The 24,568-nt window shown below is 66.3% G+C and carries 22 protein-coding genes, 3 pseudogenes and 1 riboswitch; of the genes and pseudogenes, 8 read left to right on the top strand and 17 right to left on the bottom strand.

The window, feature by feature from the left end:
- Window positions 1–136 precede the first annotated feature (136 nt).
- Window positions 137–364 (bottom strand): SDR family oxidoreductase, encoded by a 228-nt coding sequence (locus C7T91_RS24555; RefSeq protein ID WP_269102512.1) that lies wholly within the window; start codon window positions 362–364, stop codon window positions 137–139.
- A 241-nt stretch (window positions 365–605) separates the two neighbouring features.
- On the opposite strand from C7T91_RS24555, the gene C7T91_RS32900 reads away from it, so the two are divergent.
- Window positions 606–743 (top strand): hypothetical protein, encoded by a 138-nt coding sequence (locus C7T91_RS32900; protein ID WP_161556091.1) that lies wholly within the window; start codon window positions 606–608, stop codon window positions 741–743.
- A gap of 8 nt (window positions 744–751) precedes the next feature.
- Here C7T91_RS32900 and C7T91_RS24550 read toward each other — a convergent pair whose 3' ends face one another.
- A complete protein-coding gene (locus tag C7T91_RS24550) occupies window positions 752–1,258 on the bottom strand; it encodes a hypothetical protein (protein WP_108262065.1) in 507 nt (168 codons plus the stop codon).
- A gap of 774 nt (window positions 1,259–2,032) precedes the next feature.
- Between C7T91_RS24550 and C7T91_RS24545 the strand changes: the two genes are divergently transcribed.
- Window positions 2,033–3,076, top strand: coding sequence for an alpha/beta hydrolase (locus tag C7T91_RS24545; RefSeq protein ID WP_201742246.1), 1,044 nt, complete (start codon window positions 2,033–2,035; stop codon window positions 3,074–3,076).
- A 182-nt stretch (window positions 3,077–3,258) separates the two neighbouring features.
- Here C7T91_RS24545 and C7T91_RS24540 read toward each other — a convergent pair whose 3' ends face one another.
- The 3 genes and pseudogenes from C7T91_RS24540 to C7T91_RS38710 all read right to left on the bottom strand — a co-directional run.
- Window positions 3,259–3,819 (bottom strand): manganese efflux pump MntP, encoded by a 561-nt coding sequence (locus C7T91_RS24540; protein WP_108262063.1) that lies wholly within the window; start codon window positions 3,817–3,819, stop codon window positions 3,259–3,261.
- Window positions 3,820–3,830: 11 nt separating this feature from the next.
- A riboswitch (yybP-ykoY riboswitch) is annotated at window positions 3,831–3,992 on the bottom strand.
- Window positions 3,993–4,624: 632 nt separating this feature from the next.
- Window positions 4,625–5,071, bottom strand: a pseudogene (locus tag C7T91_RS24535) (4Fe-4S dicluster domain-containing protein); the annotation flags it as partial.
- Between the two features lie 14 nt (window positions 5,072–5,085).
- Window positions 5,086–5,187: pseudogene (locus C7T91_RS38710) on the bottom strand (DUF6477 family protein); the annotation flags it as partial.
- A gap of 248 nt (window positions 5,188–5,435) precedes the next feature.
- Here C7T91_RS38710 and C7T91_RS24530 point away from each other — a divergent pair.
- Window positions 5,436–5,981, top strand: a complete 546-nt coding sequence (locus C7T91_RS24530) for a helix-turn-helix domain-containing protein (protein ID WP_108262061.1) — start codon at window positions 5,436–5,438, stop codon at window positions 5,979–5,981.
- Between the two features lie 323 nt (window positions 5,982–6,304).
- On the opposite strand, the pseudogene C7T91_RS36925 reads toward C7T91_RS24530, so the two are convergent.
- The 7 genes and pseudogenes from C7T91_RS36925 to chvE form a co-directional block, all read right to left on the bottom strand.
- Window positions 6,305–6,739: pseudogene (locus C7T91_RS36925) on the bottom strand (aldehyde dehydrogenase family protein); the annotation flags it as partial.
- Between the two features lie 19 nt (window positions 6,740–6,758).
- Window positions 6,759–7,700, bottom strand: coding sequence for a Gfo/Idh/MocA family protein (locus C7T91_RS24520; RefSeq protein ID WP_236638484.1), 942 nt, complete (start codon window positions 7,698–7,700; stop codon window positions 6,759–6,761).
- Window positions 7,687–9,429, bottom strand: coding sequence for an L-arabinonate dehydratase (araD, locus tag C7T91_RS24515; RefSeq protein ID WP_108262054.1), 1,743 nt, complete (start codon window positions 9,427–9,429; stop codon window positions 7,687–7,689). The genes C7T91_RS24520 and araD overlap by 14 nt, the downstream gene beginning before the upstream one ends.
- A gap of 7 nt (window positions 9,430–9,436) precedes the next feature.
- Window positions 9,437–10,417 carry an AraD1 family protein gene (gene araD1, locus C7T91_RS24510; protein ID WP_108262052.1) on the bottom strand — a complete coding sequence of 327 codons (981 nt, stop codon included), beginning with the start codon at window positions 10,415–10,417 and terminating at the stop codon, window positions 9,437–9,439.
- A 3-nt stretch (window positions 10,418–10,420) separates the two neighbouring features.
- Window positions 10,421–11,626, bottom strand: coding sequence for a multiple monosaccharide ABC transporter permease (gene mmsB / locus C7T91_RS24505; RefSeq protein WP_108262050.1), 1,206 nt, complete (start codon window positions 11,624–11,626; stop codon window positions 10,421–10,423).
- Complete coding sequence (mmsA, locus tag C7T91_RS24500; RefSeq protein WP_108262048.1) at window positions 11,623–13,161, bottom strand: multiple monosaccharide ABC transporter ATP-binding protein; 1,539 nt, start codon at window positions 13,159–13,161, stop codon at window positions 11,623–11,625. The genes mmsB and mmsA overlap by 4 nt, the downstream gene beginning before the upstream one ends.
- A 99-nt stretch (window positions 13,162–13,260) precedes the next feature.
- Window positions 13,261–14,328: a multiple monosaccharide ABC transporter substrate-binding protein gene (gene chvE / locus C7T91_RS24495; protein WP_108262046.1), complete on the bottom strand. Its 1,068-nt coding sequence runs from the start codon at window positions 14,326–14,328 to the stop codon at window positions 13,261–13,263.
- Window positions 14,329–14,505: 177 nt separating this feature from the next.
- On the opposite strand from chvE, the gene C7T91_RS24490 reads away from it, so the two are divergent.
- Window positions 14,506–15,501, top strand: a complete 996-nt coding sequence (locus C7T91_RS24490) for an amidase family protein (RefSeq protein ID WP_108262044.1) — start codon at window positions 14,506–14,508, stop codon at window positions 15,499–15,501.
- A gap of 145 nt (window positions 15,502–15,646) precedes the next feature.
- A complete protein-coding gene (locus tag C7T91_RS24485) occupies window positions 15,647–17,059 on the top strand; it encodes a hypothetical protein (protein WP_236638483.1) in 1,413 nt (470 codons plus the stop codon).
- Between the two features lie 75 nt (window positions 17,060–17,134).
- Here the strand turns inward: C7T91_RS24485 and C7T91_RS24480 are convergent, their stop codons facing one another.
- Both C7T91_RS24480 and C7T91_RS24475 read right to left on the bottom strand, forming a co-directional pair.
- Window positions 17,135–18,601, bottom strand: a complete 1,467-nt coding sequence (locus tag C7T91_RS24480; protein WP_108262042.1) for an NAD-dependent succinate-semialdehyde dehydrogenase — start codon at window positions 18,599–18,601, stop codon at window positions 17,135–17,137.
- A 3-nt stretch (window positions 18,602–18,604) separates the two neighbouring features.
- Complete coding sequence (locus C7T91_RS24475; RefSeq protein ID WP_108262040.1) at window positions 18,605–19,651, bottom strand: tartrate dehydrogenase; 1,047 nt, start codon at window positions 19,649–19,651, stop codon at window positions 18,605–18,607.
- A 224-nt stretch (window positions 19,652–19,875) separates the two neighbouring features.
- On the opposite strand from C7T91_RS24475, the gene C7T91_RS24470 reads away from it, so the two are divergent.
- The 3 genes from C7T91_RS24470 to C7T91_RS24460 all read left to right on the top strand — a co-directional run bounded on the left by C7T91_RS24470 (window position 19,876) and on the right by C7T91_RS24460 (window position 21,106).
- Window positions 19,876–20,370 (top strand): Lrp/AsnC family transcriptional regulator, encoded by a 495-nt coding sequence (locus tag C7T91_RS24470; RefSeq protein ID WP_108262038.1) that lies wholly within the window; start codon window positions 19,876–19,878, stop codon window positions 20,368–20,370.
- Window positions 20,371–20,476: 106 nt separating this feature from the next.
- Entirely contained in the window at window positions 20,477–20,704 is a 228-nt protein-coding gene (locus tag C7T91_RS24465; RefSeq protein ID WP_108262036.1) for an AbrB/MazE/SpoVT family DNA-binding domain-containing protein, read from the top strand.
- 6 nt (window positions 20,705–20,710) lie between these two features.
- The gene (locus tag C7T91_RS24460; RefSeq protein WP_108262034.1) at window positions 20,711–21,106 is read left to right on the top strand and encodes a PIN domain-containing protein; all 396 of its coding nucleotides are present in this window, start codon (window positions 20,711–20,713) and stop codon (window positions 21,104–21,106) included.
- Here C7T91_RS24460 and C7T91_RS24455 read toward each other — a convergent pair whose 3' ends face one another.
- From C7T91_RS24455 to C7T91_RS24445, 3 genes are read right to left on the bottom strand one after another with little or no spacing between them, the layout of a single operon-like run.
- The gene (locus C7T91_RS24455) at window positions 21,107–22,744 is read right to left on the bottom strand and encodes an ABC transporter ATP-binding protein (protein ID WP_108262032.1); all 1,638 of its coding nucleotides are present in this window, start codon (window positions 22,742–22,744) and stop codon (window positions 21,107–21,109) included.
- Entirely contained in the window at window positions 22,744–23,601 is an 858-nt protein-coding gene (locus C7T91_RS24450) for an ABC transporter permease (protein ID WP_108262030.1), read from the bottom strand. The genes C7T91_RS24455 and C7T91_RS24450 overlap by 1 nt, the downstream gene beginning before the upstream one ends.
- Window positions 23,598–24,557 (bottom strand): ABC transporter permease, encoded by a 960-nt coding sequence (locus C7T91_RS24445; RefSeq protein WP_236638482.1) that lies wholly within the window; start codon window positions 24,555–24,557, stop codon window positions 23,598–23,600. The genes C7T91_RS24450 and C7T91_RS24445 overlap by 4 nt, the downstream gene beginning before the upstream one ends.
- Between the last annotated feature and the right edge of the window lie 11 nt (window positions 24,558–24,568).

Below are 24,568 nucleotides of genomic sequence, written 5' to 3'. Positions count from 1 at the left end.
GCTGGCTTGCCGATTGTTGTAGGGACGTCCAGCGGGCGGCGCAGGTGACGCACCTTGCCTGACTTCACCTGCGGCGCGATCCGGCGCTTTCCGCCGCGCAGGCAGTCATCTCATGCGTCATGACGGCCGGGGCCGCCTAGCCATGCTGGCGCACGCTCAGCCCGCCGTCGATCGTCAGGCAGGCGGCGGTCATGAAACGGCACTCGTCCGAGACCATGAAGACTGCAGCATTCGCGATCTCTTCGGGATCGGCGATCCGTCCGCCGGGATGCAGCGCCATGGTCTCGGCCCGCGCCGCCGCCGGGTCCGGCGCGGCGTTCCACCAGTCGATCACCTTCTGCGTCGCGACATAGCCCGGCGCGATTATCCTGATTGCTCCCAGATTACCGGTATTCGGGCTTGCTGGGCTTGGCGGGCCATCCTCGGGGGCACCGAGGCAGGCATTCCGGGATGGATGTCTCCGGGCTCAGTCTGTCGCGCAATCTGCGCGCTATCTCCGCCGCGATCAAGATACCGGTATTCATTTCCGTTGATCGGCCGTCTAGCGATAGTTTCCCAATAAAATATGGGGCTTCGCCCTCGAAGCGCAAATTATTGCGATCGCTGTGGCAGAGCGCGCCAGCGCCATCTACTCCGACGACAATGACATTTTCCGCTACGCCAAGCAGGCCAAGTTGCCCGTCTACCGGACGATTGACTTGAAACAGCCGCCCGAAGACCCGCAGAAATCCATGGAATTTTGATTGCAGCCCTAAGGCTCCCATGGCGAATACTTGATATTTCGGGGACCATAGACGTTGGCCTTGCTGTAGGAGATCCGGCACGTTCGGCCTCCGATCCCCGGTATCTGGCCAAGTGCATCGGCGCCGCTGGTGTCACGCATGCTGATGAGCCTGTCGATCTCTTCCTGGGTCAGCTCGCCAGTGGCGTTCTGGATGCATCTTGCAAAGTGGGCAAGTGCGGCATTGCGCAACTCGGACCCTTGGCTGCGGTTTTGCGGCGTGAACCTGATAATGCGGTATCGCCCTTGGACTTTAGCCTCGGAAGTGCCGCCGCTCATGTGCGTGAAGGTGTGCTTCTTGGGCCCGGCCGCCTTCTGCGCCTTGCTCAGGCGTCCGCTCCCCGTCTTCACCTCGATCACAAGAATACCGTCGCAGCCGTCCCGCCCCTTGAATGCGATGATGTCGGTTCCCCATCCGCTGTTATTGAAGATCGTAAAAATCTCAGTGTAGCCTTGTTGGAAAAGATCATCACGCACAAACGCTTCCGACCGGTTCCCGGTCTCCTTAGATGCTGACACCGTCGCCTCCAATCTTCCGACCAGCCTTGCGTCGAAGCTAGAGGTTGGCGGGCCACAGGTCCATACGGACTACGCGACCCCCGGCTTGGCAAAACCTGTGCGCCACCGGCGAGGAACTGCATGCTTCGCCCCTATTGGGCTTTGCGCAAGGTGACTAGACTTGGCCGCGGGGCGGGGCCCGATCGGCGCTGATGAATTTTCTAGCGCGTTAGCGGCTGCCGCTCGAGCTATGGCTGAATCTGGGTGACGCGGCTTGATCAGGCCGCGCGGCTCAGCCGCTCCAGATTCACTGTGCTCTGCCACTGTGCCGCAAGTGCCCGCCCCACAGCCTGCCATGGTGATGGCACATGGATTACCGGCCCCAGGCCAGATTTCCGTACCACGGCTCGGCCGGTGAGAGCCCCTTGCACGACATTCGTGCTATGCGCAGCGACAACTCCACTGTAACTGCGAAATTCCGTGGGAAGGTTCGCAAAAGCGGACGCTCGCGAAGCTGCTGCGGCGCTCGCAGATGCCAGAGGTCGTTAGAAAGGCCCAACCGAGCGCGCCACGGATGGAACTCGAAGGCAATCCGATGCCGGGCATGGCCGCCCTCAAACGTGAATTTCCCTTCGTTTTACCGCCGTCGTGCGGATTGATCTGAATCAATGCCCAAGTGAATACGCGGGCTCACCGTATAGCCGCTGGGCGAGGCCTCGATTGTCGAGGGACCGCCACGAAGGGAGGCTCGCCATGACCACAAGACGCGGCTTTCTGGCAGCCTCTGCTGTCGCGGCGCTCGGAACGGCAGTTCCTCCTCGCGTCCATGCAGAGTTCAGCCCCGCGGGCCCTGCAGTGGACGTCGTTCAATCCACCTATGTTCTGGTTCACCCGGATTTGCGCATGCTGGCAGATGTCAGCCCGTTCGACATCACCGCCGAAACATTGCCGCAAGTGCGCGCGGTGGTGAATGCCACTGGTGCCGCAAGAGCCATGCCGGACAAGGTCGAGATCGTGGATGTGCCCGGCAGTCCCGCGAGCTTTCGACTCCTTCGGCCCGAATTGACCCCGGAGGGCTCGATGCCCTGCATTCTCTTCATTCACGGCGGCGGCATGATACTCAATCAGGCGCAAAGCTTTGACGCGTTGTGCTATGACTTCGCGCAGCGAACCGGCGCGCTTGTGGCCAATGCAGAATATCGACTGGCCCCGGAAGCTCCATTCCCCGGCCCGGTGGAGGATTGCTATGCCGTCTTGAGATACCTCCATGATAATGCTGCCGTACTCGGCATTGACCCTGCGCACATTTCGGTGATGGGCCAGTCTGCAGGCGGGGGCCTGGCTGCTGCATTGGCGATCCTCGCCCGTGACCGAGGTGAAGTGCCTGTGAAGGCGCAGTTCCTCATCTACCCGATGCTCGACTATCGCACCGGAACGACGGCAGCGCCTGTCAACAACCTGACCACTGGAGAATTTGTCTGGACCCGAGCCAACACCCGTTTTGGCTGGGACGCGCTGCGTGGCGACTACAAATTGGACGACAGTCGCATCGGTCAGTTCTCGCCTTCCCATGTTCCTTCGACGGCTGGTCTTCCTGCAGCCTTCGTGGCCGTCGGTGATCTGGATCTCTTTCTTGAAGAAGATACCGAATATGTCCTGCGGATGGTCCGTGAACGTGTGCCCTGCGAACTGCACATCTACGCTGGTGCGCCGCATGGGTTCGATATGGTACCCGGTGCCGCATCCGCTAAGGCTCACGATGCCAATCTGAATGCGGCGTTCTCGCGCCTTCTATGAATTGATTTCTTGGGGAGGGTAGTCAGAGTCCGAATTGTACTTCGGGCGTTCATGCCTCCGCAGTTGAAAACTGGTGCGTCCGTATGCTGGTGGCCCGACGCCGCAGCGCCGCACTTCCGCACCGAGCCCTTCCAGAACCCTCACGCCATAAGCCACCGGGCAATCGAGGCTGCAACAGATGGCTACGCCGCTGCGCTGAGATGTTCCAAGAGGATCATGGTACCAATGGTGAGCAGGGCAACCCCTCCAAGGGTCTCTGCGATCCGACCGAAGCGGCCGCCGACGTAGCGGCCGACGATTAGGCCGACCGAACTCATCAGCATAGTCGTCGCGCCGATCGCCATGGCGATGACCAAGATATTCACCTGCAATAAGGCAAGAGAGACCCCTACCGCCATAGCATCGATCGAGGTGCCGATTGCTGTGAAGACCGTAGCCCAGAGTGAGGTGGCGCGAGGTTCATCCTCGGCGCGTGTCCAGGCCTGAAGCGTCATGTGACTACCCACCCCCGCCAGCAATGCAAATGCGATCCAATGATCGACCTCGGCGACATACTGCGAGGCCGCGACGCCGGCCAGCCACCCCAGCAAAGGGGTGATGGCCTCGATCACGCCGAAGATCGCCCCAGTGCGCAAGGTCATCGCGAGGCCGGGACTGTCCTCCGTCGTGCCTTTGCCGACGGAGGCGACGAATGCGTCAATCGACATCGAGATGGCGAGCACGCCAATGGAAAGTGGAGACATGGATGGTTTCCTCGGGGCTGTGCCGGGCGATGTATGGACTCCGCCCGCAGAGCCACTTCGCCACGGTCTTGCAAAACCCGTTGGGTCGGACACGCCACGCGGCTTTCCCGCGAGTATGTTGACGTGCCCCCGCCGCGAAAGCGGTCGCTACTCCCCGATGCCTTCGCATATGGGGCATCTCCTCATAAAAGTCAAATAATATCAATATATTATAATGCATCTCATTCGCAGATGCGCGCCAATAGCAAGCCAGAGAACTGGGCGACATATCATCGGAGTTGGATCAGTTCCGCGTGTCCGCCTCGTCCCGCACTGCCGGCCTCGGATCGTCGGAAATGCTGCGCCGAGGCTCGAACGACCGCTTCAGTGAAGTCGCAGCGCAGCGCTGCCGGTAGCCATGGATGACAGTAAAGGGCCGATCCTACCAGTTGGCGGCGCCCTCGCGAGCGGCCGTTCTGTGCGCACCTCCGTCGGCCAGCGCGCCGGGAATGCTGCGGGCCGGGCCGAGTGACCGCTCCAGGGGAAGCCGCAGCGCGGCGGCGCTGGATTTTGAATGACCGGACTGGGGGGGCGGCGGCGCGCGCCATGGCTTGGCAGCACCTGTCTGCGAACGGCCGGAAACTGCGCTCTTCCGCCGGACAGGAGGGGCCCGGCGACCGGCAGGAAAGGGGGATGCATCCTTGCTGGTGGCAAAGCTGGCCACCTTGTGGTATCGATGCCAACGGTGTCGCAAGGCGGGATAGAACTCCCCCCCTACACCGACGCTCATGCTGTAATCGATATTATGAAAACGAAATAGTTTCGCTCACATGTTTGGATAGTTCGGGCCGTCGCCGCCCTGGGGGGTGGTCCAGGTGATGTTCTGGCTCGGGTCCTTGATATCGCAGGTCTTGCAGTGGACGCAGTTCTGGAAGTTCACCTGGAACTTCGTGTCCGCCCCCTCGCCGATGAACTCGTAGACGCCCGCCGGGCAGTAGCGCGCCGAGGGACCGCCATAGACCGGAAGGTTCACCTTCACCGGGATCGACGGATCGGCCAGCTTCAGGTGCGCCGGCTGGCTCTCCTCGTGGTTGGTGAAGGAGAAGCTCACGTTTGTCAGCCGGTCGAAGCTGAGCACGCCATCGGGCTTGGGATACTCGATGACCTTGTGATCCGCTGCCTTGCCGGTCGCGGCCGCGTCCGACTTGCCATGGCCGATCGTGCCCAGCAGCGAGAACCCCCAGGTGTTGGTCCACATGTCCATGCCGCCCAGAGGGCGGGGTCGCCGAGGATGCGGCGCAGCTGGGTGTCGCGCCGGTAGAGCGCCGCGCCGTGGCGGGCGGCCTCCATCAAGAGGCGCGGCCGGTGCAGGGTTTCGAGCAGGGACATGACGTCGTTCATAGCCGGGGTCCTTCCACAAGTTTGTCCACAGGAAACTTGCGCAGGTTGTCCGGGTGTTGCGCGAGCGCGGAACGGGCGCGCGGTGATGTCGAAAAGGTTTAGGCTTTAGAAACAATACCTAAGAGCATTTACAATTTTAACTGTCTTCTAACTGCCTCAACTGAAGGTTGAAATTGTATTAAGCCCGGTGCCAAGAAATTAACGAGCGGCACCGCAGAAAGGAGGAGACCGTGCGGATGACCGCGCTGCCGAACATCGCCGGAGAGCCCTCGGCCAGGGGGCTGCCCGACGCCGTTGTTCACTATCTGACCCATACCGAGCTCGGACAGTCCATCCGTCAGATCGCGCGCCATGCCGGCTGTCATGCTTCGACCATTTCCAGACAGGTCCGCCGCTTCGAGAGCCGCCGCGACGATCCGCTGATCGACGAAGCGCTGGACCGGCTCGGCCAGCAACATTTCGCCCGGATCGCCCGGACCAAGGCAAGAGAGGAACCCGCCATCATGTCTGCGATGACCAGCATCAAGCAAGAATTCACCGAGGATGCCTGCCGCGAGGCAGAATATCTCCGCGTCCTGCGCCGGCTGGCGGAAAGCGGCGCCGTCCTGGCGGTGGCCAAGGACATGGAACGGGCGGTGGTGATGCGCGACCTGCCCGACGGGGCCTCGGCCCGGACCGCGGTGGTCGACCGCGCCGTTGCCGACGACCGTGATCGTGACTTCGAAGATCTCATTGTACTGCGGGTTCCAGCCTTGTTCGAATTTTCCTTGGCCAAACTGTAATTCCGCGGCCTTCGGCGGCCGCTGTCTCTGACGCTGTTTGGCTTGGGGCTGAGGGGTGCCGTCGGGCACCACTACTCTGCAGAACGTTCTAAACACGGTCCAGCGGGCGAAACAAGCTCAAAAACACGGTGTATCGCACAAATCTTCGGAAAATTGCAGATAATCAGGGGTTGCAGCGCGGTTTCAGCCCTTGCGGGCTGCCACGACGCGGTCGCGCCCGTCGAGATCCGGCAGCACGCACGCGTCGGCGAATCCGCAGGAACGGCACAGCGCCGCGACATCGGGTCCCTGGGCGGCACCGATTTCCAAGAGCACCCGCCCGGCATCAGCCGCAGGTCGGGACGCGGCAGCGGCGCGCGGTCGGGCAGCGCCTTGTCATGGCGGATGTCGAGATAGCCGCCGTCGCGGATATGCGCTGCGAAGAGCCGGAGCTGTCCGCAGGTGCGGCCGCGCTCGCCCTCGAGCCGCGCAGCCGGAAGCCCGGTCTCGGCCATGGCGACCTCGGTCAGGGCCGGGCCGCGGGCCTCGATTTCCCCGGCGATCTTCTCGAGAAAGGCGGCGCGCGCCTCGCGCGTGGTCCAGCCGTATTCGGCAAAGGCCGCGACTGCCGCGGTGACGGCCTCGTTGATCTCGTCGGCACCCCCGGCATAGAAGGCCCCGGCCTCGCCGGTCACCGGGTCGGATTCGAAGAAATTTTCGGAGGTTACCCAGGTTCCGGCAATCAGGTGCTGGCCGGTGAGATGGGTGGCGTCGAGCATGGATCGGACTCCTTGCTGGTCAATCGTGAAACGGTTCCGTGGTCAGGCGGCGCCCCGTCAGGAAGGCATCCGCCACATGGAGAAGCGGCGCGACATCCACGTCGCTGGCGCCTCCGGCGATCAGATGCGCGAAGCGGCGGTAGAGGTCGGGATACTCGCCCAAACCTGCAACCGCTTGCGGCACATCGTCAATTGCAAGTTTCGCGCCGCCCTCGGAGAGCCGCAGCACGCCCTGCGTGGTCTCGGCGAGGATGTCCCAGGTCTGCGGCCCGGTCTGGCGCCAGTCGAATCCGGCCTCGACCGACAGGCCCCCGGCCCCGGCAAAGCGCAGATCGGCGGCGATCGGCTGGGCGCGGTTTTCCGGAAAGGTCAGCTCGGCCGAGGTCAGATGCACCGGCGCGGGCAGGATTTCGGTCAGGATCGAGAGCGCGTTGATGCCCGGATCGAAGACGCCGAGTCCTCCCGGCTCCCAGATCCAGTCCTGGCCGGGATGCCAGTGGCGCACGTCTTCCTTCCAGTCGATGCGGACCCGGCGGATATCCTTCTCCGCAAGCCAGGATTTGGCGGCGGCGACACCCGCGGCATGGCGCGAATGCCAGGTGGCGAAGAGCGTGACGCCCTGCGCGGCGGCAAGATCCCGCAGGTCCAGCACCTCGGAGACCGTCGCCCCCGGGGGTTTCTCCAGCATGACATGGCGCCCGGCGCGGATCGCCTCGGCCGCGTAGTCATAGCGGGCCTGCGGCGGCATGCAGAGCGAGACCGCCGCGATGTCCGGCCGCGCCTGCAGCAGCATGCCGAGCGAGGCGTGGTTCTCGACGCCCTCGACGCCGCCCGCGCGGCTGACCGTGGCGGCGAGATGCAGCGCGCCGTTGCCGCCGATCGCCGGGATATGCTGGTCGCGGGCGATCTTGCCGACGCCCACCAGCGCGATGTCCAGCCTGTCGAGATCAGTGGCTGTCACGGGGAACCTCCCTGCCGCGGCACCCTTTGAGGAAATCGAGATCGGCGCCGGTATCCGCCCCCTCCACATGGGTGCGGAAGAGCCAGTCATAGCCCCCCTTGGGCGCATCCGCCGCAGGTGTCCAGGCGGCAAGCCGCGCGGATAGCTCCGCCTCGGGAATGTCGAGATGGAGGCGGCGCGCCTCGACGTCGATTTCGATCATGTCGCCGGTCCGCACCACGGCGAGCGGCCCGCCGACCGCGGCCTCGGGAGACGTGTGCAGGATGACGGTGCCATAGGCGGTCCCGCTCATGCGCGCGTCGGAGATCCGGACCATGTCGGTGATGCCTTTCCTCAGGACCTTCGGCGGCAGCCCCATGTTTCCGACCTCGGACATGCCGGGATAGCCCTTGGGACCGCAGTTCTTCAGCACCATGACGCAGGTCTCGTCGATGTCCAGTGCCTCGTCGCCGATCTTCGCCTTGTAGTCGTCGATATCCTCGAAGACCACGGCGCGGCCGCGGTGCCTCATCAGATGCGGGCTGGCCGCCGAGGGCTTCAGCACGGCGCCCTTGGGCGCGAGGTTGCCCTTGAGCACCGCGATGCCGCCCGAGGCGGTCAGCGCCTTTTCCACCGGCAGGATCACGTCCTCGTTCCAGTTGACCGCGTCCTTGACCTCGTCCCAGACGGTGTCGCCCGAGACGGTCAGCGCATCCTTGTGGAGCATCCCCGCCTCGCCCAGCCGCTTCAGGATCACCGGCAGGCCGCCCGCGTAGAAGAACTCCTCCATCAGGTACTTGCCCGAGGGCATCAGGTTGACGATGGTCGGCACGTCGCGGCCAAGCCGGTCCCAGTCATCCAGGCTGAGATCGACGCCGCAGCGCCCGGCCATGGCCAGCAGGTGGATCACCGCATTGGTCGAGCCGCCGATGGCGCCGTTGACGCGGATGGCGTTCTCGAAGGCCTGCTTGGTCATCACGTCCGAGGGCTTGAGGTCGTCCTTGACCATCTGCACGATGCGCCGCCCGGTCACCTGCGCCATGACGCGGCGGCGCGCATCCACCGCCGGGATCGCCGCGTTGCCCGAGAGCGCCATGCCCAGAGCCTCGGCCATCGAGGCCATCGTCGAGGCCGTGCCCATGGTGTTGCAGGTCCCCGAAGAGCGGCTCATCGCCTGTTCCGCCTCGAGGAAATCTTCCTGGCTCATCTTGCCGGCCTTGATGTCCTCGGACATCTGCCAGAGCGCGGTGCCCGAGCCGACGCGCTCGCCGCGGAACCAGCCGTTCAGCATCGGCCCGCCGGTGACCACGATGGACGGGATGTCGGTCGAGGCCGCGCCCATCAGGAGGCTCGGCGTGGTCTTGTCGCAGCCGACCAGCAGCACCGCGCCGTCGATCGGCTGGGCGCGCATCACCTCCTCGACCGCCATGGCGGCGAGGTTGCGGTACATCATCGCCGTCGGGCGGAAGGTGTTTTCCGAGGCGCTGAACACCGGCACTTCCAGCGGGAAGCCCCCGGCCTCCCAGACGCCGGCCTTCACCTTCTCGGCCAGCTCGCGCAGATGGCCGTTGCAGGGGGTCAGGTCGGACCAGGTGTTGAGTATGCCGATGACGGGGCGGCCGTCAAAGAGATCATGGGGATAGCCCTGGTTCTTCAGCCAGCCGCGGTGGTAGATGTTGTCGCGCGAGGTGCCGCCGTACCATTCCTGGCTGCGCAGGCGGCGGGGCCATTCGGCCTTCGTGAACGTCATGTCTTCCTCACAGGGTCCTGATTTCCGCCCGGCCCGGTTCCGGGGCGGTCTGTTGCAGCGGGTTGCGCAGCGGCAGTCCGAAGGGCGCGGCCTCGATCTCGAACAGGTCGCCCTCCTCGGTCTTCACGCCGTCGCCGAAGCTGAGCGTCGCGGTGCCGAACATGTGGACATGCACGTCGCCCGGCTGGCGGAAGAGCCCGTATTTGAAATGGTGGTGCTCCAGGTTGGCGAGCGAATGGCTCATGTTGGCCTCGCCCGACAGGAACGGCTTCTCGAAGACGATCTCGCCCGCGCGGCGGATGCGCGAGATGCCCTCGATGCTGTCGGGCAGATCGCCGATCAGCAGCTCCGGTCCGATGGCAGCCGGGCGGAGCTTGGAATGCGCCAGCCACAGGTAGTTTCCCCGCTCTGTGACGTGGTCCGAGAACTCGTTGGCCAGCGCGAAGCCGATCCGGAAGGGCGTGCCGTCCGGGCCGATCACATAGACGCCGGCGATCTCGGGCTCCTCGCCGCCATCTTCGGCGAAGCCGGGCGAGACCAGCGGCTTGCCGGGCGCGACCAGCGCGACGCCATTGCCCTTGTAGAACCATTCGGGCTGGGCGCCGGGATGGCCGTTCTCCGGCTTGCCGCCCTCGATCCCCATGCGGAACATCCGCATCGAGTCGGTCTCGTCATCGGCCTTGGCATGCATCGCCGCGCGGGTCGAGGCGCTGCCCAGATGGGTCAGCCCGGTCCCCGTGAGATGCAGATGCGCCGGATCGGGATGGGTCAGCGGCGGCAGCAAAAGCCCGCGGTCATAGAGCTGAGCCAGGTCGACGGCCGCGCCGACCCCCAGTGCCGCGATCCGGTCCTTCAGGCTGTCGCCCTGGGCGATGCAGTCCATCGCCAGCGCATAGAGGGTGTCTTCGGAGCGCAGCTCGTAGGCCTCGGTTCCCTCGCGGACGACGATCTGCGGCCGCCCGTCCTTCAGATATTGCGACAGGAGCATGGCTCAGCCTTTCTTCTTGTTCATGACATCGAAAATCACGGCGGCCAGCAGGACGAGGCCCTTGATGCATTGCTGCCAGTCGATCCCGATGCCGAGGATCGACATGCCGTTGTTCATGACGCCCATGATGAAGGCGCCGATCACCGCGCCGACCACGGTGCCCACGCCGCCCGACATCGAGGCCCCGCCGATGAACACGGCGGCGATCACGTCGAGCTCGAAGCCGAGCCCGGCCTTCGGCGTCGCGGTGTTCAGCCTTGCCGCGAAGACGATGCCCGCGAGCCCCGCCAGCAGGCCCATGTTGGCGAAGGTCAGGAAGGTCAGCCGCTGGGAGTTGATGCCCGAGAGCGAGGCGGCCTTCTCGTTGCCGCCGATGGCGTAAATGCGGCGGCCGATCGTGGTCTTGGAGGTGAGGAAGGAATAGATGCCGATCAAGAGCGCCATGACGATGAAGACATTCGGCAGCCCGCGGAAATCCGCCATCAGGAAGCTCATCCAGACCAGCGCCAGGAAGATCATGCCGTTCTTCGCCGCGAAAAAGGCGAAGGGCTCGTCCTCGACGCCCGCGGCCTCGTGGCGGCGACGGGTGCGCACCGCCATGACCAGCAGGCCGGTCGCCACCGCAATGCCGATCAGCAGCGACAGCAGGTTGAAGCCGTCGACACCGAAGGGATCGGCGATGAAGCCCGACGCGATCAGGCGGAAGGCGGGCGGGAACGGACCGACCGACTGGCCCTCGAGGAGCGCCAGCGTCAGCCCCTTGAAGACCAGCATCCCCGCCAGCGTCACGATGAAGGACGGGATGCGGTAATAGGCGACCCAGAAGCCCTGCGCCATGCCGATCACCGCGCCGACGCCGAGGCAGAGGATCCCGGCAATCGGCCAGGGGATGCCCCAGTTGACGATCATCACGGCGGCAACCGCGCCGACGAAGCCCATGACGGAGCCGACCGAGAGGTCGATATGGCCCGCGACGATGACAAGGAGCATGCCGATCGCCATGATGACGATGTAGCTGTTCTGCAGGATCAGGTTGGTCAGGTTCACCGGTTTCAGCAGGATGCCGCCGGTGGCGACCTGGAAGAAGGCCATGATCGCGACCAATGCGATCAGGATGCCGTATTCGCGCATGTGTTTCTTCAGGTAGCCCATGATGTCGGCCTTCCGGCTGCCGCCGTCCATGCCCGGGCCCGTGGTTGTATCGGTCATGTCCGGTCCCCTGCGGATTTGATGATGGTCGCCATGATGCGTTCCTGGCTGGCCTCACTGGTGGGCATTTCGCCCACGAAGCGGCCTTCGTTCATGACATAGAGGCGGTCGGTGACGCCCAGCAGTTCGGGCATTTCCGACGAGATGACGATGACGGCCTTGCCCGCCGCGGCCAGTTCGCGGATCACGCAGTAGATTTCATACTTCGCGCCCACGTCGATGCCGCGGGTCGGCTCGTCGAGGATCAGCACGTCCGGATCGGCAAAGAGCCATTTCGACAGCACCACCTTCTGCTGGTTGCCGCCCGAGAGGTTGACGGTCTCCTGCTCGATCGAGGACGACTTGATGTTCAGCCGCTTGCGGTAGAGCTCGGCGACCTCGGCCTCGCGGTGGCTGTCGACCACGATGCCGTTCGCGATGCTCTCGAGCTTGGCCAGCGGCACGTTGCGGCGGATCGTGTCGTCGAGCACCAGGCCATAGCCCTTGCGGTCCTCGGTGGCATAGGCAAGCCCGGCATTGATCGCCTGGCGTACCGTCTTCATCTCGGCGGGCCGCCCGCCGATCTCGACGCTGCCCGAGATGTTCTGCCCCCAGCTGCGGCCGAACAGGCTCATGGCAAGCTCGGTGCGCCCTGCCCCCATCAGCCCGGCGATGCCCAGCACCTCGCCCTTGCGGACCTCGAAGCTGACATTGTCGACGACCTTGCGCTCGGCATGGAGCGGATGGTGCACGGTCCAGTCCGCGACCTTCATCGCCACTTCGGCCGTGGCATGGGCCACTTTCGGCGGATAGCGGTCGTCGAGCGAGCGGCCGACCATGTCGCGGATGATGCGGTCCTCGCTGACCCCGCCCCTGCAGTCGATCCGGGCGACCGCAGCCCCGTCGCGCAGCACGGTGATGCTGTCGGCGACCTTCGAGACCTCGTTCAGCTTGTGGCTGATCAGGATCGAGGTGATCCCCTTGGCCTTGAATTCCAGCATCAGCTCCAGGAGCTTCTCGCTGTCCTGCTCGTTCAGCGACGAGGTCGGCTCGTCGAGGATCAGGAGCCGCACGTTCTTCGACAGCGCCTTGGCGATCTCGACGAGCTGCTGCTTGCCGAGGCCGAGATCGTCAACCAGCGTCTCTGGATGCTCGCGGCCGAGGCCCACCCGCTCCAGCAGCTCCTTCGCCCTTGCATTGGTCTCGTGCCAGTCGATCACGCCTTTCGTGGCGCGCTCGTTGCCGAGGAAGATGTTCTCGGCGATCGACAGGAGCGGGATCAGCGCCAGCTCCTGGTGGATGATGATGATGCCGATCTCCTCGCTGTCGCGGATCGAGGCGAAGTTCTGCACCTTGCCGTCATAGACGATGTCGCCGGTGTAGGAGCCATGCGGATAGACGCCCGAAAGCACCTTCATCAGCGTGGATTTCCCGGCGCCGTTCTCGCCGCAGAGCGCGTGGATCTCGCCCTCGGCGACCTCGAAGCTCACCTCGTCAAGCGCCTTCACGCCCGGGAATTCCTTGGTGATCCCGCGCATCTCCAGAATGTTGGCCATGATTGTCCCCAGTTCTGCGGGAAAAGCCCCTGCAGGGACGCGCCCTGCAGGGAAGGTCCGGCGCCGCCCGGTGGAGGTTCCGGCGCCGGAAGATGCGGATCACTCGACCTGGTCGCGGGTGTAGTAGCCCGAACCGATCACCACCTCTTCCCAGTTCTCCGCGGTCACCGCGACCGGCGAGAGCAGGTAGGAGGGCACGACCTTGACGCCGTTGTCATAGGTTTCGGTGTCGTTGATTTCGGGCTCGGCCCCGCCGAGGAGCGCATCGACCATGCCGACGGTGACGCGCGCGAGTTCGCGGGTGTCCTTGAAGATCGTCGAATACTGGTCGCCGCGCAGGATCGCCTTGATCGAGGGGATCTCCGCGTCCTGGCCCGAGACGATCGGCATCGGCATGTCGTCGCCCGATCCATAGCCCACGCCCGACAGCGAGGAGATGATGCCGATCGACAGCCCGTCATAGGGCGACAGCACGCCGTTGACGCGCTGGTCGGTGTAGTTGGCGCTCAGAAGGTTGTCCATCCGCGCCTGGGCGACCGAGCCGTCCCAGCGCAGCGTGCCGACCGTGTCCATGCCCATCTGCCCGGAGGGGATCGCGATGTCGCCCGCATCGATCAGCGGCTGCAGCACCGACATGGCGCCGTCGTAGAAGAAATAGGCGTTGTTGTCGTCCGGCGAGCCGCCGAACAGCTCCACATTCCAGGGCTTGGTATCGGGGAAGCGCTCCTTCATGCCGTCGACCAGCGTGCTGGCCTGCTGCACGCCCACCTGGAAATTGTCGAAGGTCGCGTAATAGTCGACATCGCCGGAATCGCGGATCAGCCGGTCATAGGCGACCACCTCGATATCCATCGCCCCGGCATTCGCGAGCGCGTTCGACAGCGTGGTGCCGTCGATCGCCGCGATCACCAGCACGTCGACGCCCTTGGTGATCATGTTCTCGATCTGCGCCAGCTGGTTGGGGATGTCGTCCTCGGCATATTGCAGGTCGGTCTTGTAGCCCGCTGCCTCGAACTGCTCGACCATGCTCTGGCCGTCCGAGATCCAGCGCGCCGAGGATTTCGTCGGCATCGCGATCCCGACATAGCCCTTGTCCTGCGCCATCGCGGTGCCCGCCACGAGAAGGGCGAGCGCGCTGGAAGCCAGCGCACGGGTGAATGAAGCCATCTTGTCTCTCCCTGTGCCCTGACCGGCCCCTTCGTGTCCTCCCCGGGGTGCGGACGGGCTTTCCTGTCCCGCCGGGGCGCGTCTCGGCTGCCTCCGGCCCGCTCTGTTTAGGGTTGCGTTGCCATCACATTCAAATCAGGAATCGGCACTGAGCCATATCATCAGAGGTATATCCCAATGGATCAGGGCGAACGCACCGGCACGCGGGACGATTTCATCCGCCGCGGGCTGCGGTTCTCGCAGCTGCGGCTGCTGGTGGCGCTGAAGGAGACCGGCCAGGTCTCGGCCGCCGCCGCGCAGCTGGCCATCACCCAGCCCGCCGCCTCGCGGCTGATGGCCGAGCTGGAGCGGCTGTCGGAGGCGCGGCTCTATGCGCGCCCCGGCCGGGACGACCCGTTTGCCGTCGAGGCCGAAGGCCGGATGGCCTGGGACCCGGCGGGCTTCGCGGCGCTGCCCCGGGTCGACCTCTCCGCGCTGAAGGTCGCGGCGACCGAGGATTTCGGCTTCGCGCCGACCGAGTCGACCGTGCGCGGCCAGTTCCGCAAGGCTGTCGGGCAGCTTGCCCCGGCCTTCGGCGCGCTGGAGGAAACCGCCCCCGACTGCCGCGCGGCCGACCGCATCTTCGGCGTGCTGCGCGGGATCTCGTTCCTCGGCGTCCATGCCGAACTGCTGGACCGCGCGCCGGAGCACGTCGGCCCGAATGTCCGCGACAATGTCGAGGAGGGCCGCAGCTATTCCGGCGAGGATGTCGCCAAGGCGCTGATCGCGCAGGGCGACTATCACCGCCGCTGGGAGGCGTTCTTCGGCAGCTGGGACGTGCTTGTCAGCCCGGCGATCACCGTCAGCCCGCGGCCCTGGCGCGAGCTCTATCCGACGCAGATCGACGGGGTGCCGACCAAGACCTACTACCACTGGCTGGCGCTGGCCTATGCCACGACCATCGCCGGGCTGCCCTCGATCTCGATTCCCTGCGGCCATGACGCCAACGGCCTGCCCTTCGGGCTGCAGATCGTCGGGCGGCGCCATGCCGACCGGCAGGTGCTGGCCGTCGCCGCCGAGCTCGAAGCGGTGATCGCGGGGCTGCCGGACCTTGCGCCGCGGCGCCCGGATCTGGAGGCGCTGCGCGCTGCGCCGCCGATCTCGCAGGCGGAGGGCTTCCTCAGCTTCGACTGAGACGCATGGCGGCTTCCCGCTGCCGGGGCGGCGGGAAGGGTTCCCCAGAGAGAGCATTTGCGCCATGCAGGGCGCATCGGCGACAAATTGCGATCGGAAGTGTCATGACGCGCGGGCCCAGCCCCTCCGCCGGGACGGACCCGGCATGGTGAAACCGCTTTCTCCCGGACTGACGCGCTTCGGCGGGGCGATGCTGATCTGCGCGCTTGCCGCGGGCATCGGCGGCGAATTCTCGGGCCGGGCCGGGCTTTCGACCCTGGCCGGCATCTTCGCGCTGGCGTCCTGCTTCGGCTTCTGGCCGGGGATCAGCTGGACCAGCCGCGGCTTCATGGCGATCGGCTTCGCGCTGGTCCTGGTTTCGGCGGCCTTCCAGGCCGACTGGGAGCCGACCGTCGTGACCGCCGTGCAGAAGGCCGGGTTCATCGCCGCCTTCTTCACCGCAATCAACGCGATGCGCGCCGCCGCGCAGGGCTCGGAGCCGATCATCGCCTGCGGCCGATTCCTCGCCGCGCAGCCGCCCGGGCGGCGCTATCTGGCGCTGACGGTCGGCGGCCATCTCTTCGGGCTGATCCTGATCTATGGCGGCATCGCGCTCCTCGGCACGCTGGCCACCGAGGCCGCGAACAAGGAGCCTGATGCGGAGATCCGCCGCCACCGCATCCGCCGGATGCTCGTCGCGATCCAGCGCGGCTTCGTCTCGACCCTGCCCTGGTCGCCGCTGTCTTTCGCTTCGGCGATCACGCTGAGTGTCGTGCCGGGCGCGGAATGGGCGCAGGTGCTGCCCTACAGCCTTGCCGGGGTGCTGATGCTCGCCGGGACAGGCTGGGCGCTCGACACGCTGTTCAAGCCGCGGCTGTCGGCCCCGCCGCCGCCGCGCGTCAAGGCCGAGGGCGGCTGGCTGACCCAGATGCGGCCCCTGCTGCTGCTGCTGGCGCTGCTCGGCGGCGCGACGGCGGCGATCCACATGGCGACGGATGTGCGGATCATCGGCGTGGTGATGGCGCTGGTGCCGCTGATCGGGCTCGTGTGGACGGCGTTCCAGACGCCAGGCGGCCGTCCCGATCTTCGCCATGCCGCCCGCACCGCACGCCGTTTTGCCTTTTCCGACATGCCGGGGCTGCGCAACCAGACGGTGCTCCTGGTGATGGCAGCCTTCATCGGCACGGTGGGCGGGCATCTGGCTGCGCCGGTGATGGCGGCAAGCGGGCTCGACCTGACGGTGATCCCGGCACCGCTCCTCCTGGTGCTGCTTTTCTGGTTCGTGCCGCTGACCGGCCAGCTGGGGATGAACCCGATCCTTGCCGTGTCGCTGATCGGGCCGGTGCTGCCCGCGCCCGAATTGCTGGGCGTGACTCCCGCGGCCATGGTGGTGGCGATCACCGCGGGCTGGGCGCTGTCGGGGGCGACCTCTCCCTTCACCGCTTCGACGCTGCTGATCGCGGATTTCGGCAAGGTTTCGGCGCGGCGCGTCGGGCTGATCTGGAACGGTCCCTACCTGCTGGCCAGCGGTGTCCTGCTGTCGGGCTGGATCGTGCTCCTGGCCGTGACCGGCATCTGATCGGGAAAACGCCCCGGAACCGCGAGGCTCCGGGGCGCTGCATTGGAGGGCCGCCCCGTCCGGCAGGCTGCGGGATCAGAGGCCGCCGAGATGGAAGGCCTTGGTCTCGAGATATTCCTCGATGCCCTCCTGCGCGCCCTCGCGGCCGAGGCCGGAGGCCTTGACGCCGCCGAACGGTGCCTCGGCATGGCTGACGGCCCCGGTATTCGCGCCGATCAGGCCGAATTCCAGCGCCTCGCCGAAGCGGAAGGCCCGCGCCATGTCCGAGGTGTAGAAATAGGCGGCCAGGCCGAAGGGCGTGCCGTTGGCGATGGCCAGCGCCTCTTCCTCGGTCTCGAAGCGGAAGACCGGCGCCACCGGGCCGAAGGTCTCCTCGCCCGCCAGCCGCATCTCGGTCGTGGCGTTCCGCAGCACCACCGGATCGGCGAAGCGCGCGTCGAGATCGCGTTTCGCGGTGGCGCGCTCGGCGCCTTTCGCCAGCGCGTCCTCGACATGGGCGTTGATCTTGTCGATCGCTGCCGCGTTGATCATCGGACCGATATCGGTCCCCTCTTCGGTGCCCGCGCCGACCTTCAGCGCGTCGACCTTGGCGGCGAGCTTTTCGACGAAGGCGTCATAGATGCCGGACTGCACCAGCAGGCGGTTGGCGCAGACGCAGGTCTGGCCGCCGTTGCGGAACTTCGACACCATCGCGCCCTCGACCGCGAGGTCGAGATCGGCGTCGTCGAAGACCACGAAGGGCGCGTTGCCGCCGAGCTCCAGCGACATCTTCTTCAGCGTCGGCGCGCATTGCTCCGCGAGCAGCGCGCCGACCCGGGTCGAGCCGGTGAAGGACAGCTTGCGCACCACCGGCGAAGCGGTCAGCGCGCCGCCAATCGCTTCGGGGCGCCCGGTCAGGCAGTTCAGCACGCCCGCGGGGATGCCCGCGCGCTCGGCCAGAACGCAGAGCGCCAGCGCCGAATAGGGAGTGAAGTCCGAGGGCTTGATCACCATGGTGCAGCCCGCCGCGAGGCCCGGGGCGACCTTGCGGGTGATCATCGCGTTCGGGAAGTTCCACGGCGTGATGATCGCGCAGACGCCGACCGGCTCCTTCATGGCGAGGATCTTCTTGCCCTTCACCGGGGAGGGGATGATCGTGCCGTTGATCCGGCGGGCTTCCTCGGCGAACCAGCGCACGAAGGACGCGCCGTAGCGGATCTCGCCGAGCGCCTCGCCGAGCGGCTTGCCCTGCTCGGCGGTCAGGATGCGCGCCAGGTCCTGCTCATGGGCCAGCATCAGGTCGTGCCAGGCCATCAGGATGTCGGCCCGTTCCGCATGGGTGCGGGCGCGCCATTCGACCATGGCGGCCTCGGCCGCGGCAATGGCGGTTTCCGTCTCGGCGGCGGTGCAGTCCGGCATGGTGCCGAGCGCGTCGCCGGTGGCCGGATCGGTCACTTCCATGTCGGGACGGGCGATCCAGGTCCCGCCGATCAGCGCCGCCTCGCGGAACAGATCCGGATCGGCAAGCTGGGCGCGCAGCCCGGGAAGGGTGTCGAGGGTCATGTCTCAGGCCTCCAGGGCGGTCAGGATTGCGGTGGTGATCTCGTCGGTGGAATGGCTGCCCGGGCGGGTGCCGATGCCCTTGCCGGTCGCGTCCTCGATGGCGGCCAGGACGGCCTTGGCCGCATCGGTCTCGCCCAGATGCTCGAGCATCATCGCGCCGGACCAGATCGCGGCGATCGGGTTGGCGATGTTCCGGCCTGCGATGTCGGGGGCGGAGCCATGGACCGGCTCGAACATCGACGGGCCCGAGCGGTCGGGGCAGATATTGGCCGAAGCCGCGAAGCCGAGGCCGCCCTGGATCGCTGCGCCCAGATCGGTGAGGATGTCGCCGAAGAGGTTGGAGGCGACGATCACGTCGAGCTCTTCGGGCGCCATCACCATCTTCGCCGCCATCGCGTCGATATGCATGTGGCTGACGGTGACGTCCGGGTAGTCTGCGGCCAGTTCCTTGGTGACCTCGTCCCAGAACACCATCGAGTATTTCTGCGCGTTCGACTTGGTGACCGAGGTCAGGTGCTTGCGGCGCGCGCGGGCCTGCTCGAAGCCGAAGCGCAGGATGCGCTCGACGCCGGTGCGGGTGAAGACCGAGGTCTCGACCGCGACTTCGTTGTCCTGGCCCTGGTGGACGCGGCCGCCGGCGCCGGAATACTCGCCCTCGGTGTTCTCGCGGATGCAGAGAATGTCGAAGCCTTCCGATTTCAGCGGGCCCTCGACGCCCGGCAGCAGGCGGTGCGGACGGATATTGGCGTACTGGCGGAATTCCTTGCGGATCGGCAGCAGGAGCCCGTGCAGGGACACGGAATCCGGCACGGTGGCGGGCCAGCCGACGGCGCCGAGATAGATCGAGTCGAAGCCCCGGAGCGTTGCGATCCCGTCGGCGGGCATCATCGTGCCGGTCTCCAGGTAGTATTCGCAGGACCAGGGGAAGGTCTCGGTTTCCAGCGCGAAGGAGAATTTCGCCGCCGCCGCATGGAGCACCTTCATCGTCGCGTCGGTCACATCCACGCCGATCCCGTCGCCGGGGATCAGGGCAAGCTTGTAGGTCGTCATTCTCGTCTCCTTGCAGTCGGCCGGACAGGCATTCGGTTCCGGCCCCGATATTATGCGCGTGCGGGCGCGGATGCTGCCGAAGGCGGGGCGGCAAACGGCACGAAACGCTGCGCAGGGCTCTCTGGCGCAGAAGATTGCGCCGCCGCAAGCGCTAACGGAAACGGCTTGACACCGGGGGCGCGCGGGCGCCATTCCTGCCCAAATCGGAGGCAGAGGCTGGACAGATGGGCGCGGGTGAGAAGCTGGACCGGATCGACATCAGGATCCTCGCCGAGCTGCAGAAGAACGGCCGGATCACCAATGTCGAGCTGGCCGAGCTGGTGGCGCTGTCGCCCTCGCCCTGCCTGATGCGGGTGAAGAAGCTGCAGAAGGCCGGCTACATCACCGGCTATTCGGCGCAGATCGACATGGCGAAGCTGGGCGAGACGCTGACCGTCTTCACCGAATTCACCCTGAAGAACCACCGCCAGATCGATTTTGCGCGCTTCCAGGAGGCGGTGGAGAAGATCGACAGCTGCGTCGAATGCCACCTGGTCTCGGGCGGCTACGACTACCTGGTGAAATTCATCACGGCCGGCATCGTCGATTACCAGACGATCATGGAGGGGCTGGTCGAGCGCGACGTGGGCATCGACAAATATTTCAGCTTCGTGGTGATAAAGACCCCCTTCGTGAAGACCCAGGCGCCCTTGAACCGGCTGTTCGGCGACCGGCTCTGAGGCGGGGAGGGGGACCGCCCCCTCCCCGGCCCCTCCCCCGCGCCCTCGCGGAAAGGGCAGGGGGATATACATCCCGCATGTATATCCATGCGCGGAGGGCCGGAGCATGCAGATCGCGAAATGGGGAAATTCGCTGGCCGTGCGCCTGCCCGCCGAGCTGGTGCGCGAGTTGGGGCTGCGCGAGGGCGACGACATCGAGCTGGTCGCGGGCGATGCCGGGCTGGAGGTGCGGCGCCACCAGCGGCCCGAGGAGATCCTCGCCGGGCTGCGCAAGTTCCGCGGACGGCTTCCCGCCGCCGAGCGGCTGGGACGCAACGAGGCGGCCGGGCGCTAGGCGGCGATGCCGGGACGGTTCCTCGACACCAACGTGATCCTCTGCCTGCTGGACGATGGGCCCAAAGCGGAGCGCGCCGAGGCGGTTCTGGCCGGGGGCGGCACGATCAGCGTGCAGGTGCTGAACAAAGCGCTGGTCAACTGCCTGCGCAAGGCGCGGATGACCCGGGACGAGGCGGACGAGTTCCTGCACGGCATCTGCCGGGTCTGCCGCGTGCTGCCGCTGACCGCGGAGGTCCATGACATCGGCCGGGCGCTGGGAGCGCGCTACGGCTTTGCGGTCTGCGAGTCGATAATCGTCGCGGCCGCCCTTGCCGACGGTTGCGACACGCTCTTGAGCGAGGACATGCAGGACGGCCTCCTGGTCGAGGGCCGCCTGCGCATTTCCAATCCCTTCGCCTGATCAGCCCGCGCGGTCGAGCCCCGCGAGCCAGCCGGTATCGAGCTGCGGCACCGAGGAGATCAGCAGCCGCGAATAGGGGTGCTGCGCATCCGCGGCCATCCGTGCGGCGGGCAGCTGTTCGACCACCTCGCCCTTCAGCATCACCAGCACCTCGTCGCAGATTGCCTCCACCGTCGAGAGGTCGTGGCTGATGAACATGTAGCTCAGGCCCAGCTCGCTCTGCAGCTCCTTCAGCAGGTCGAGGATCGCGGCGGCGACCACCGTGTCGAGCGCCGAGGTGATCTCGTCGCAGAGGATCAGCTCGGGCTCGGCGGCGAGCGCGCGCGCGAGGTTGATCCGCTGCTTCTGTCCGCCCGACAGTTCGCCCGGCAGGCGGTGGCGCATGGCGGCGGGCAGGTGCACCATGTCGAGAAGCTCCGCGACCCGCGCCGCCTTCGCCCGTCCCGACAGCCCGTGATAGAAGGCCAGCGGCCGCGACAGGATCGCCTCGATCGATTGCGCCGGGTTCAGCGCGGTGTCGGCGAGCTGGAACACCATCTGGCAGCGGCGCAGCTGGTCCTTGCTGCGTGACTGCAGGTCGGGGCGCAGCTCGGCCCCGTCGAATTTCATCGCGCCGCGATAGGCGGGCAGGATGCCGGCCACGGCGCGGGCTAGGGTCGACTTGCCGGATCCGCTTTCGCCGATCACGCCGAGGTTCTTGCCGCGCTCGATCCGGAAATTCACGTCCTTGAGGATCTTCACGTCCGGCTCGCCCTTGCGGACCGCGCCATAGCCCGCGAAGAGGTGCTCCACCTGCAGGATCGGCGCCTCGTTCGGCGCCTTGTCGCGCGTGGCCGGGACATGCGGCACCGGCTCGAAGGCGGCCAGGAGCGCCTTGGTATAGGGATGCGCGGGACGGTGCAGGATGTCTTCGGTGCCGCCCTCTTCCTGGATCTCGCCGCCCTTGAGCACGATGATCCGGTCGGCGACCTGCGCCACCACGGCAAGGTCGTGGCTGACATAGACCCCGGCGATGCCGCCCGCGGCCATCACCGACTTGAAGGCCTTGAGGACTTCGATCTGGGTGGTCACGTCGAGCGCGGTGGTCGGCTCGTCGAAGATCACCAGTTCCGGATCGCCGATCAGCGCCATGGCGGCGGCAAGCCGCTGCAGCTGCCCGCCAGAGACCTGGTGGGGATAGCGCGTGCCGATCGTGTCGGGATGGGGCAGGGCGAGCGCGCGGAAGAGCTCCACCGCCTTCTTCTCGGCCTCGGCCTTCGGCATCAGTCCGTGGATGTCGGTGATCTCGATCACCTGCTCCATGATCCGCTTCGACGGGTTGAAGGCGGCCGCAGCCGACTGGGGAACGTAGCTGACCTCGGTGCCGCGCAGATGGGCGCGGGCGCTTTCGCTCATCGCGGCGACGTCATGGCGGCCGACGCGGATCGAACCGCCGGTGATCGCGCAGCCGGGGCGGCAATGGCCCATCAGCGACAGCGCGGTCGTGGTCTTTCCCGAGCCGGATTCGCCGATCAGCGCGACGATCTCGCCGGGATGGATGTCGAAATCGAGGCCCTTGATGATCTCGACCTTGCGCCCGGCATCGGTGACGGCGCCGATGCGCAGGTCGCGGACGGAAACGAGGGGCTGCTGCGTCATCATTCGCTCCTGTCGCGGATCTTCTTGGGAAGGTTGTCGATGAACATGTTGACCGAGATGGTCAGCGTGGCGATGGCGATGCAGGGGAAGATCACGGCGGGCGCGCCGAGGGACAGGCCCTCGATGTTCTCGCGCACCAGCGCGCCCCAGTCGGCATTCGGCGGCTGCACGCCGAGGCCGAGGAACGACAGGCCCGACAGCAGCAGCACGATGAAGACGAAGCGCACGCCGAGATCCGCCAGCACCGGCCCGAGGATGTTCGGGAAGATCTCGCGGAAGATCAGGTAGGGGGTGCGTTCGCCGCGGGCGCGGGCGACGGTGACGAAATCCATCGCGTTGACATTGACCGACAGGGCGCGGGCGAAGCGGTAGGCGCCGGGCAGGTAGATCGCTGCGAGCGTCAGCACCAGCACCGGGATCGACGAGCCGACCGCGGCCACGACCACGAGCCCGAAAAGCAGCGAGGGGATGCCGTTGAAGGCGTCGAGGAGCCGCGACAGCAGCGTGTCGAAGATCCCGCCCATCACGGCGGCGACCATGCCGAGGATCACGCCGCCCGCGCAGGCGACGAAGACCGCAGCCAGAGAGATGCCGACAGTGTAGCGCGAGCCCACCAGGATGCGGCTGAGAACGTCGCGGCCCAGATAGTCGCTGCCCAGCCAGAACTGGCCGCTCATCGGGCCGAAATAGTCCCAGTCGGCGATCTCGCCGATCGGATAGGGGGCGATCATCGGCGCGAAGATGGCGACGAAGGCCCAGAACAGGATCATGGCGAGGCCGATGCGGCCGACCCAGTTGAAGCGCCAGGTCGGGCCGGTGCCGCCCGGGCGCGGGGATGTGCGGAGAACGGAGATCATCGGCGCAGCCTCGGGTTGGACAGGATGGCGGTCAGGTCGGCGATTGTGATCAAGAGCAGGTAGCTGACGCAGAAGATCATCGCGCAGGACTGGATCAGCGGCAGGTCGCGGGTGGAAACCGCGTCGACCATCAGCTTGGCGACGCCCGGATAGTTGAAGATCGTCTCGACGATGATCACGCCGCCGACGAGATAGCTGAGCGACAGCGCGACCGCGTTGGCGATCGGACCGAGCGCGTTCGGCAGCGCATGGCCCAGCACCATGCGGCGGCGCGAGGCGCCCTTGAGCAGGGCCATTTCGACATAGGGGGTGTTGATCGTCTCGATCACCGCGGCGCGGGTCATGCGGATCATCTGCGCCGAGACCACGAAGCCCAGCGTGATCACCGGCATGGCATAGGCCTTCAGCATGGCGCCGAAGGAGCCTGCCTCGGCGCCGTAGGACAGCGCGGGAAGCCAGTTCAGCCAGACCGCGAAGATCAGCACGGCGAGCGTGGCGACCATGAATTCCGGCACCGAGATGACCGAGATGGTCAGGATCGAGACGGCGCGGTCGAAAAGCGAGCCCTGCCACATCGCGGCGCCGATCCCCAGCGCCAGCGCCAGCGGCACCGAGATCGCCGTGGTCACCGCGGCAAGCCGCAGCGAGTTCGACAGCCGGTCCGAGATCAGCTCGGCGACGGGGATGTTGCTGACATAGGACATGCCGAAATCGCCGGTGGCGAGCCCGCCGAGCCAGGACAGGAAGCGCCAGATCGCGGGCTCGTCGAGCCCCATCGCCTGGCGCAGCCCGGCCACGGCCTCTTCGGTTGCGGCCTGGCCGAGAAGGACCTGGGCGACATCGCCGGGCAGCAGTTCGGTGGCGAAGAACACCGCGAAGGATACGATGACCAGCGTCACCGCCGCGATGCCCAGCCGCTGGGCGATCAGGATGTAGAAGGTCAGGGATCGGGGCAAGGCGCGCCTCC

Source organism: Mangrovicoccus ximenensis (assembly GCF_003056725.1).
Classification (GTDB): Bacteria; Pseudomonadota; Alphaproteobacteria; order Rhodobacterales; family Rhodobacteraceae; genus Mangrovicoccus; species Mangrovicoccus ximenensis.
The sequence above is the reverse complement of the archived record's forward strand: the minus strand, read 5'-3'. Positions and strand labels throughout refer to the sequence as shown.

Bases quoted from the DNA above. Each gene is read 5' to 3' on its own strand.
- C7T91_RS24545 (WP_201742246.1), top strand. From the start codon at position 2,033: ATGACCACAAGACGCGGCTTTCTGGCAGCCTCTGCTGTCGCGGCGCTC.
- C7T91_RS24540 (WP_108262063.1), bottom strand. From the start codon at position 3,819: ATGTCTCCACTTTCCATTGGCGTGCTCGCCATCTCGATGTCGATTGAC.
- C7T91_RS24530 (WP_108262061.1), top strand. From the start codon at position 5,436: ATGACCGCGCTGCCGAACATCGCCGGAGAGCCCTCGGCCAGGGGGCTG.
- araD (WP_108262054.1), bottom strand. From the start codon at position 9,429: ATGACGTTCACGAAGGCCGAATGGCCCCGCCGCCTGCGCAGCCAGGAA.
- araD1 (WP_108262052.1), bottom strand. From the start codon at position 10,417: ATGCTCCTGTCGCAATATCTGAAGGACGGGCGGCCGCAGATCGTCGTC.
- mmsB (WP_108262050.1), bottom strand. From the start codon at position 11,626: ATGACCGATACAACCACGGGCCCGGGCATGGACGGCGGCAGCCGGAAG.
- mmsA (WP_108262048.1), bottom strand. From the start codon at position 13,161: ATGGCCAACATTCTGGAGATGCGCGGGATCACCAAGGAATTCCCGGGC.
- chvE (WP_108262046.1), bottom strand. From the start codon at position 14,328: ATGGCTTCATTCACCCGTGCGCTGGCTTCCAGCGCGCTCGCCCTTCTC.
- C7T91_RS24490 (WP_108262044.1), top strand. From the start codon at position 14,506: ATGGATCAGGGCGAACGCACCGGCACGCGGGACGATTTCATCCGCCGC.
- C7T91_RS24485 (WP_236638483.1), top strand. From the start codon at position 15,647: ATGGTGAAACCGCTTTCTCCCGGACTGACGCGCTTCGGCGGGGCGATG.
- C7T91_RS24480 (WP_108262042.1), bottom strand. From the start codon at position 18,601: ATGACCCTCGACACCCTTCCCGGGCTGCGCGCCCAGCTTGCCGATCCG.
- C7T91_RS24475 (WP_108262040.1), bottom strand. From the start codon at position 19,651: ATGACGACCTACAAGCTTGCCCTGATCCCCGGCGACGGGATCGGCGTG.
- C7T91_RS24470 (WP_108262038.1), top strand. From the start codon at position 19,876: ATGGGCGCGGGTGAGAAGCTGGACCGGATCGACATCAGGATCCTCGCC.
- C7T91_RS24465 (WP_108262036.1), top strand. From the start codon at position 20,477: ATGCAGATCGCGAAATGGGGAAATTCGCTGGCCGTGCGCCTGCCCGCC.
- C7T91_RS24460 (WP_108262034.1), top strand. From the start codon at position 20,711: ATGCCGGGACGGTTCCTCGACACCAACGTGATCCTCTGCCTGCTGGAC.
- C7T91_RS24455 (WP_108262032.1), bottom strand. From the start codon at position 22,744: ATGACGCAGCAGCCCCTCGTTTCCGTCCGCGACCTGCGCATCGGCGCC.
- C7T91_RS24450 (WP_108262030.1), bottom strand. From the start codon at position 23,601: ATGATCTCCGTTCTCCGCACATCCCCGCGCCCGGGCGGCACCGGCCCG.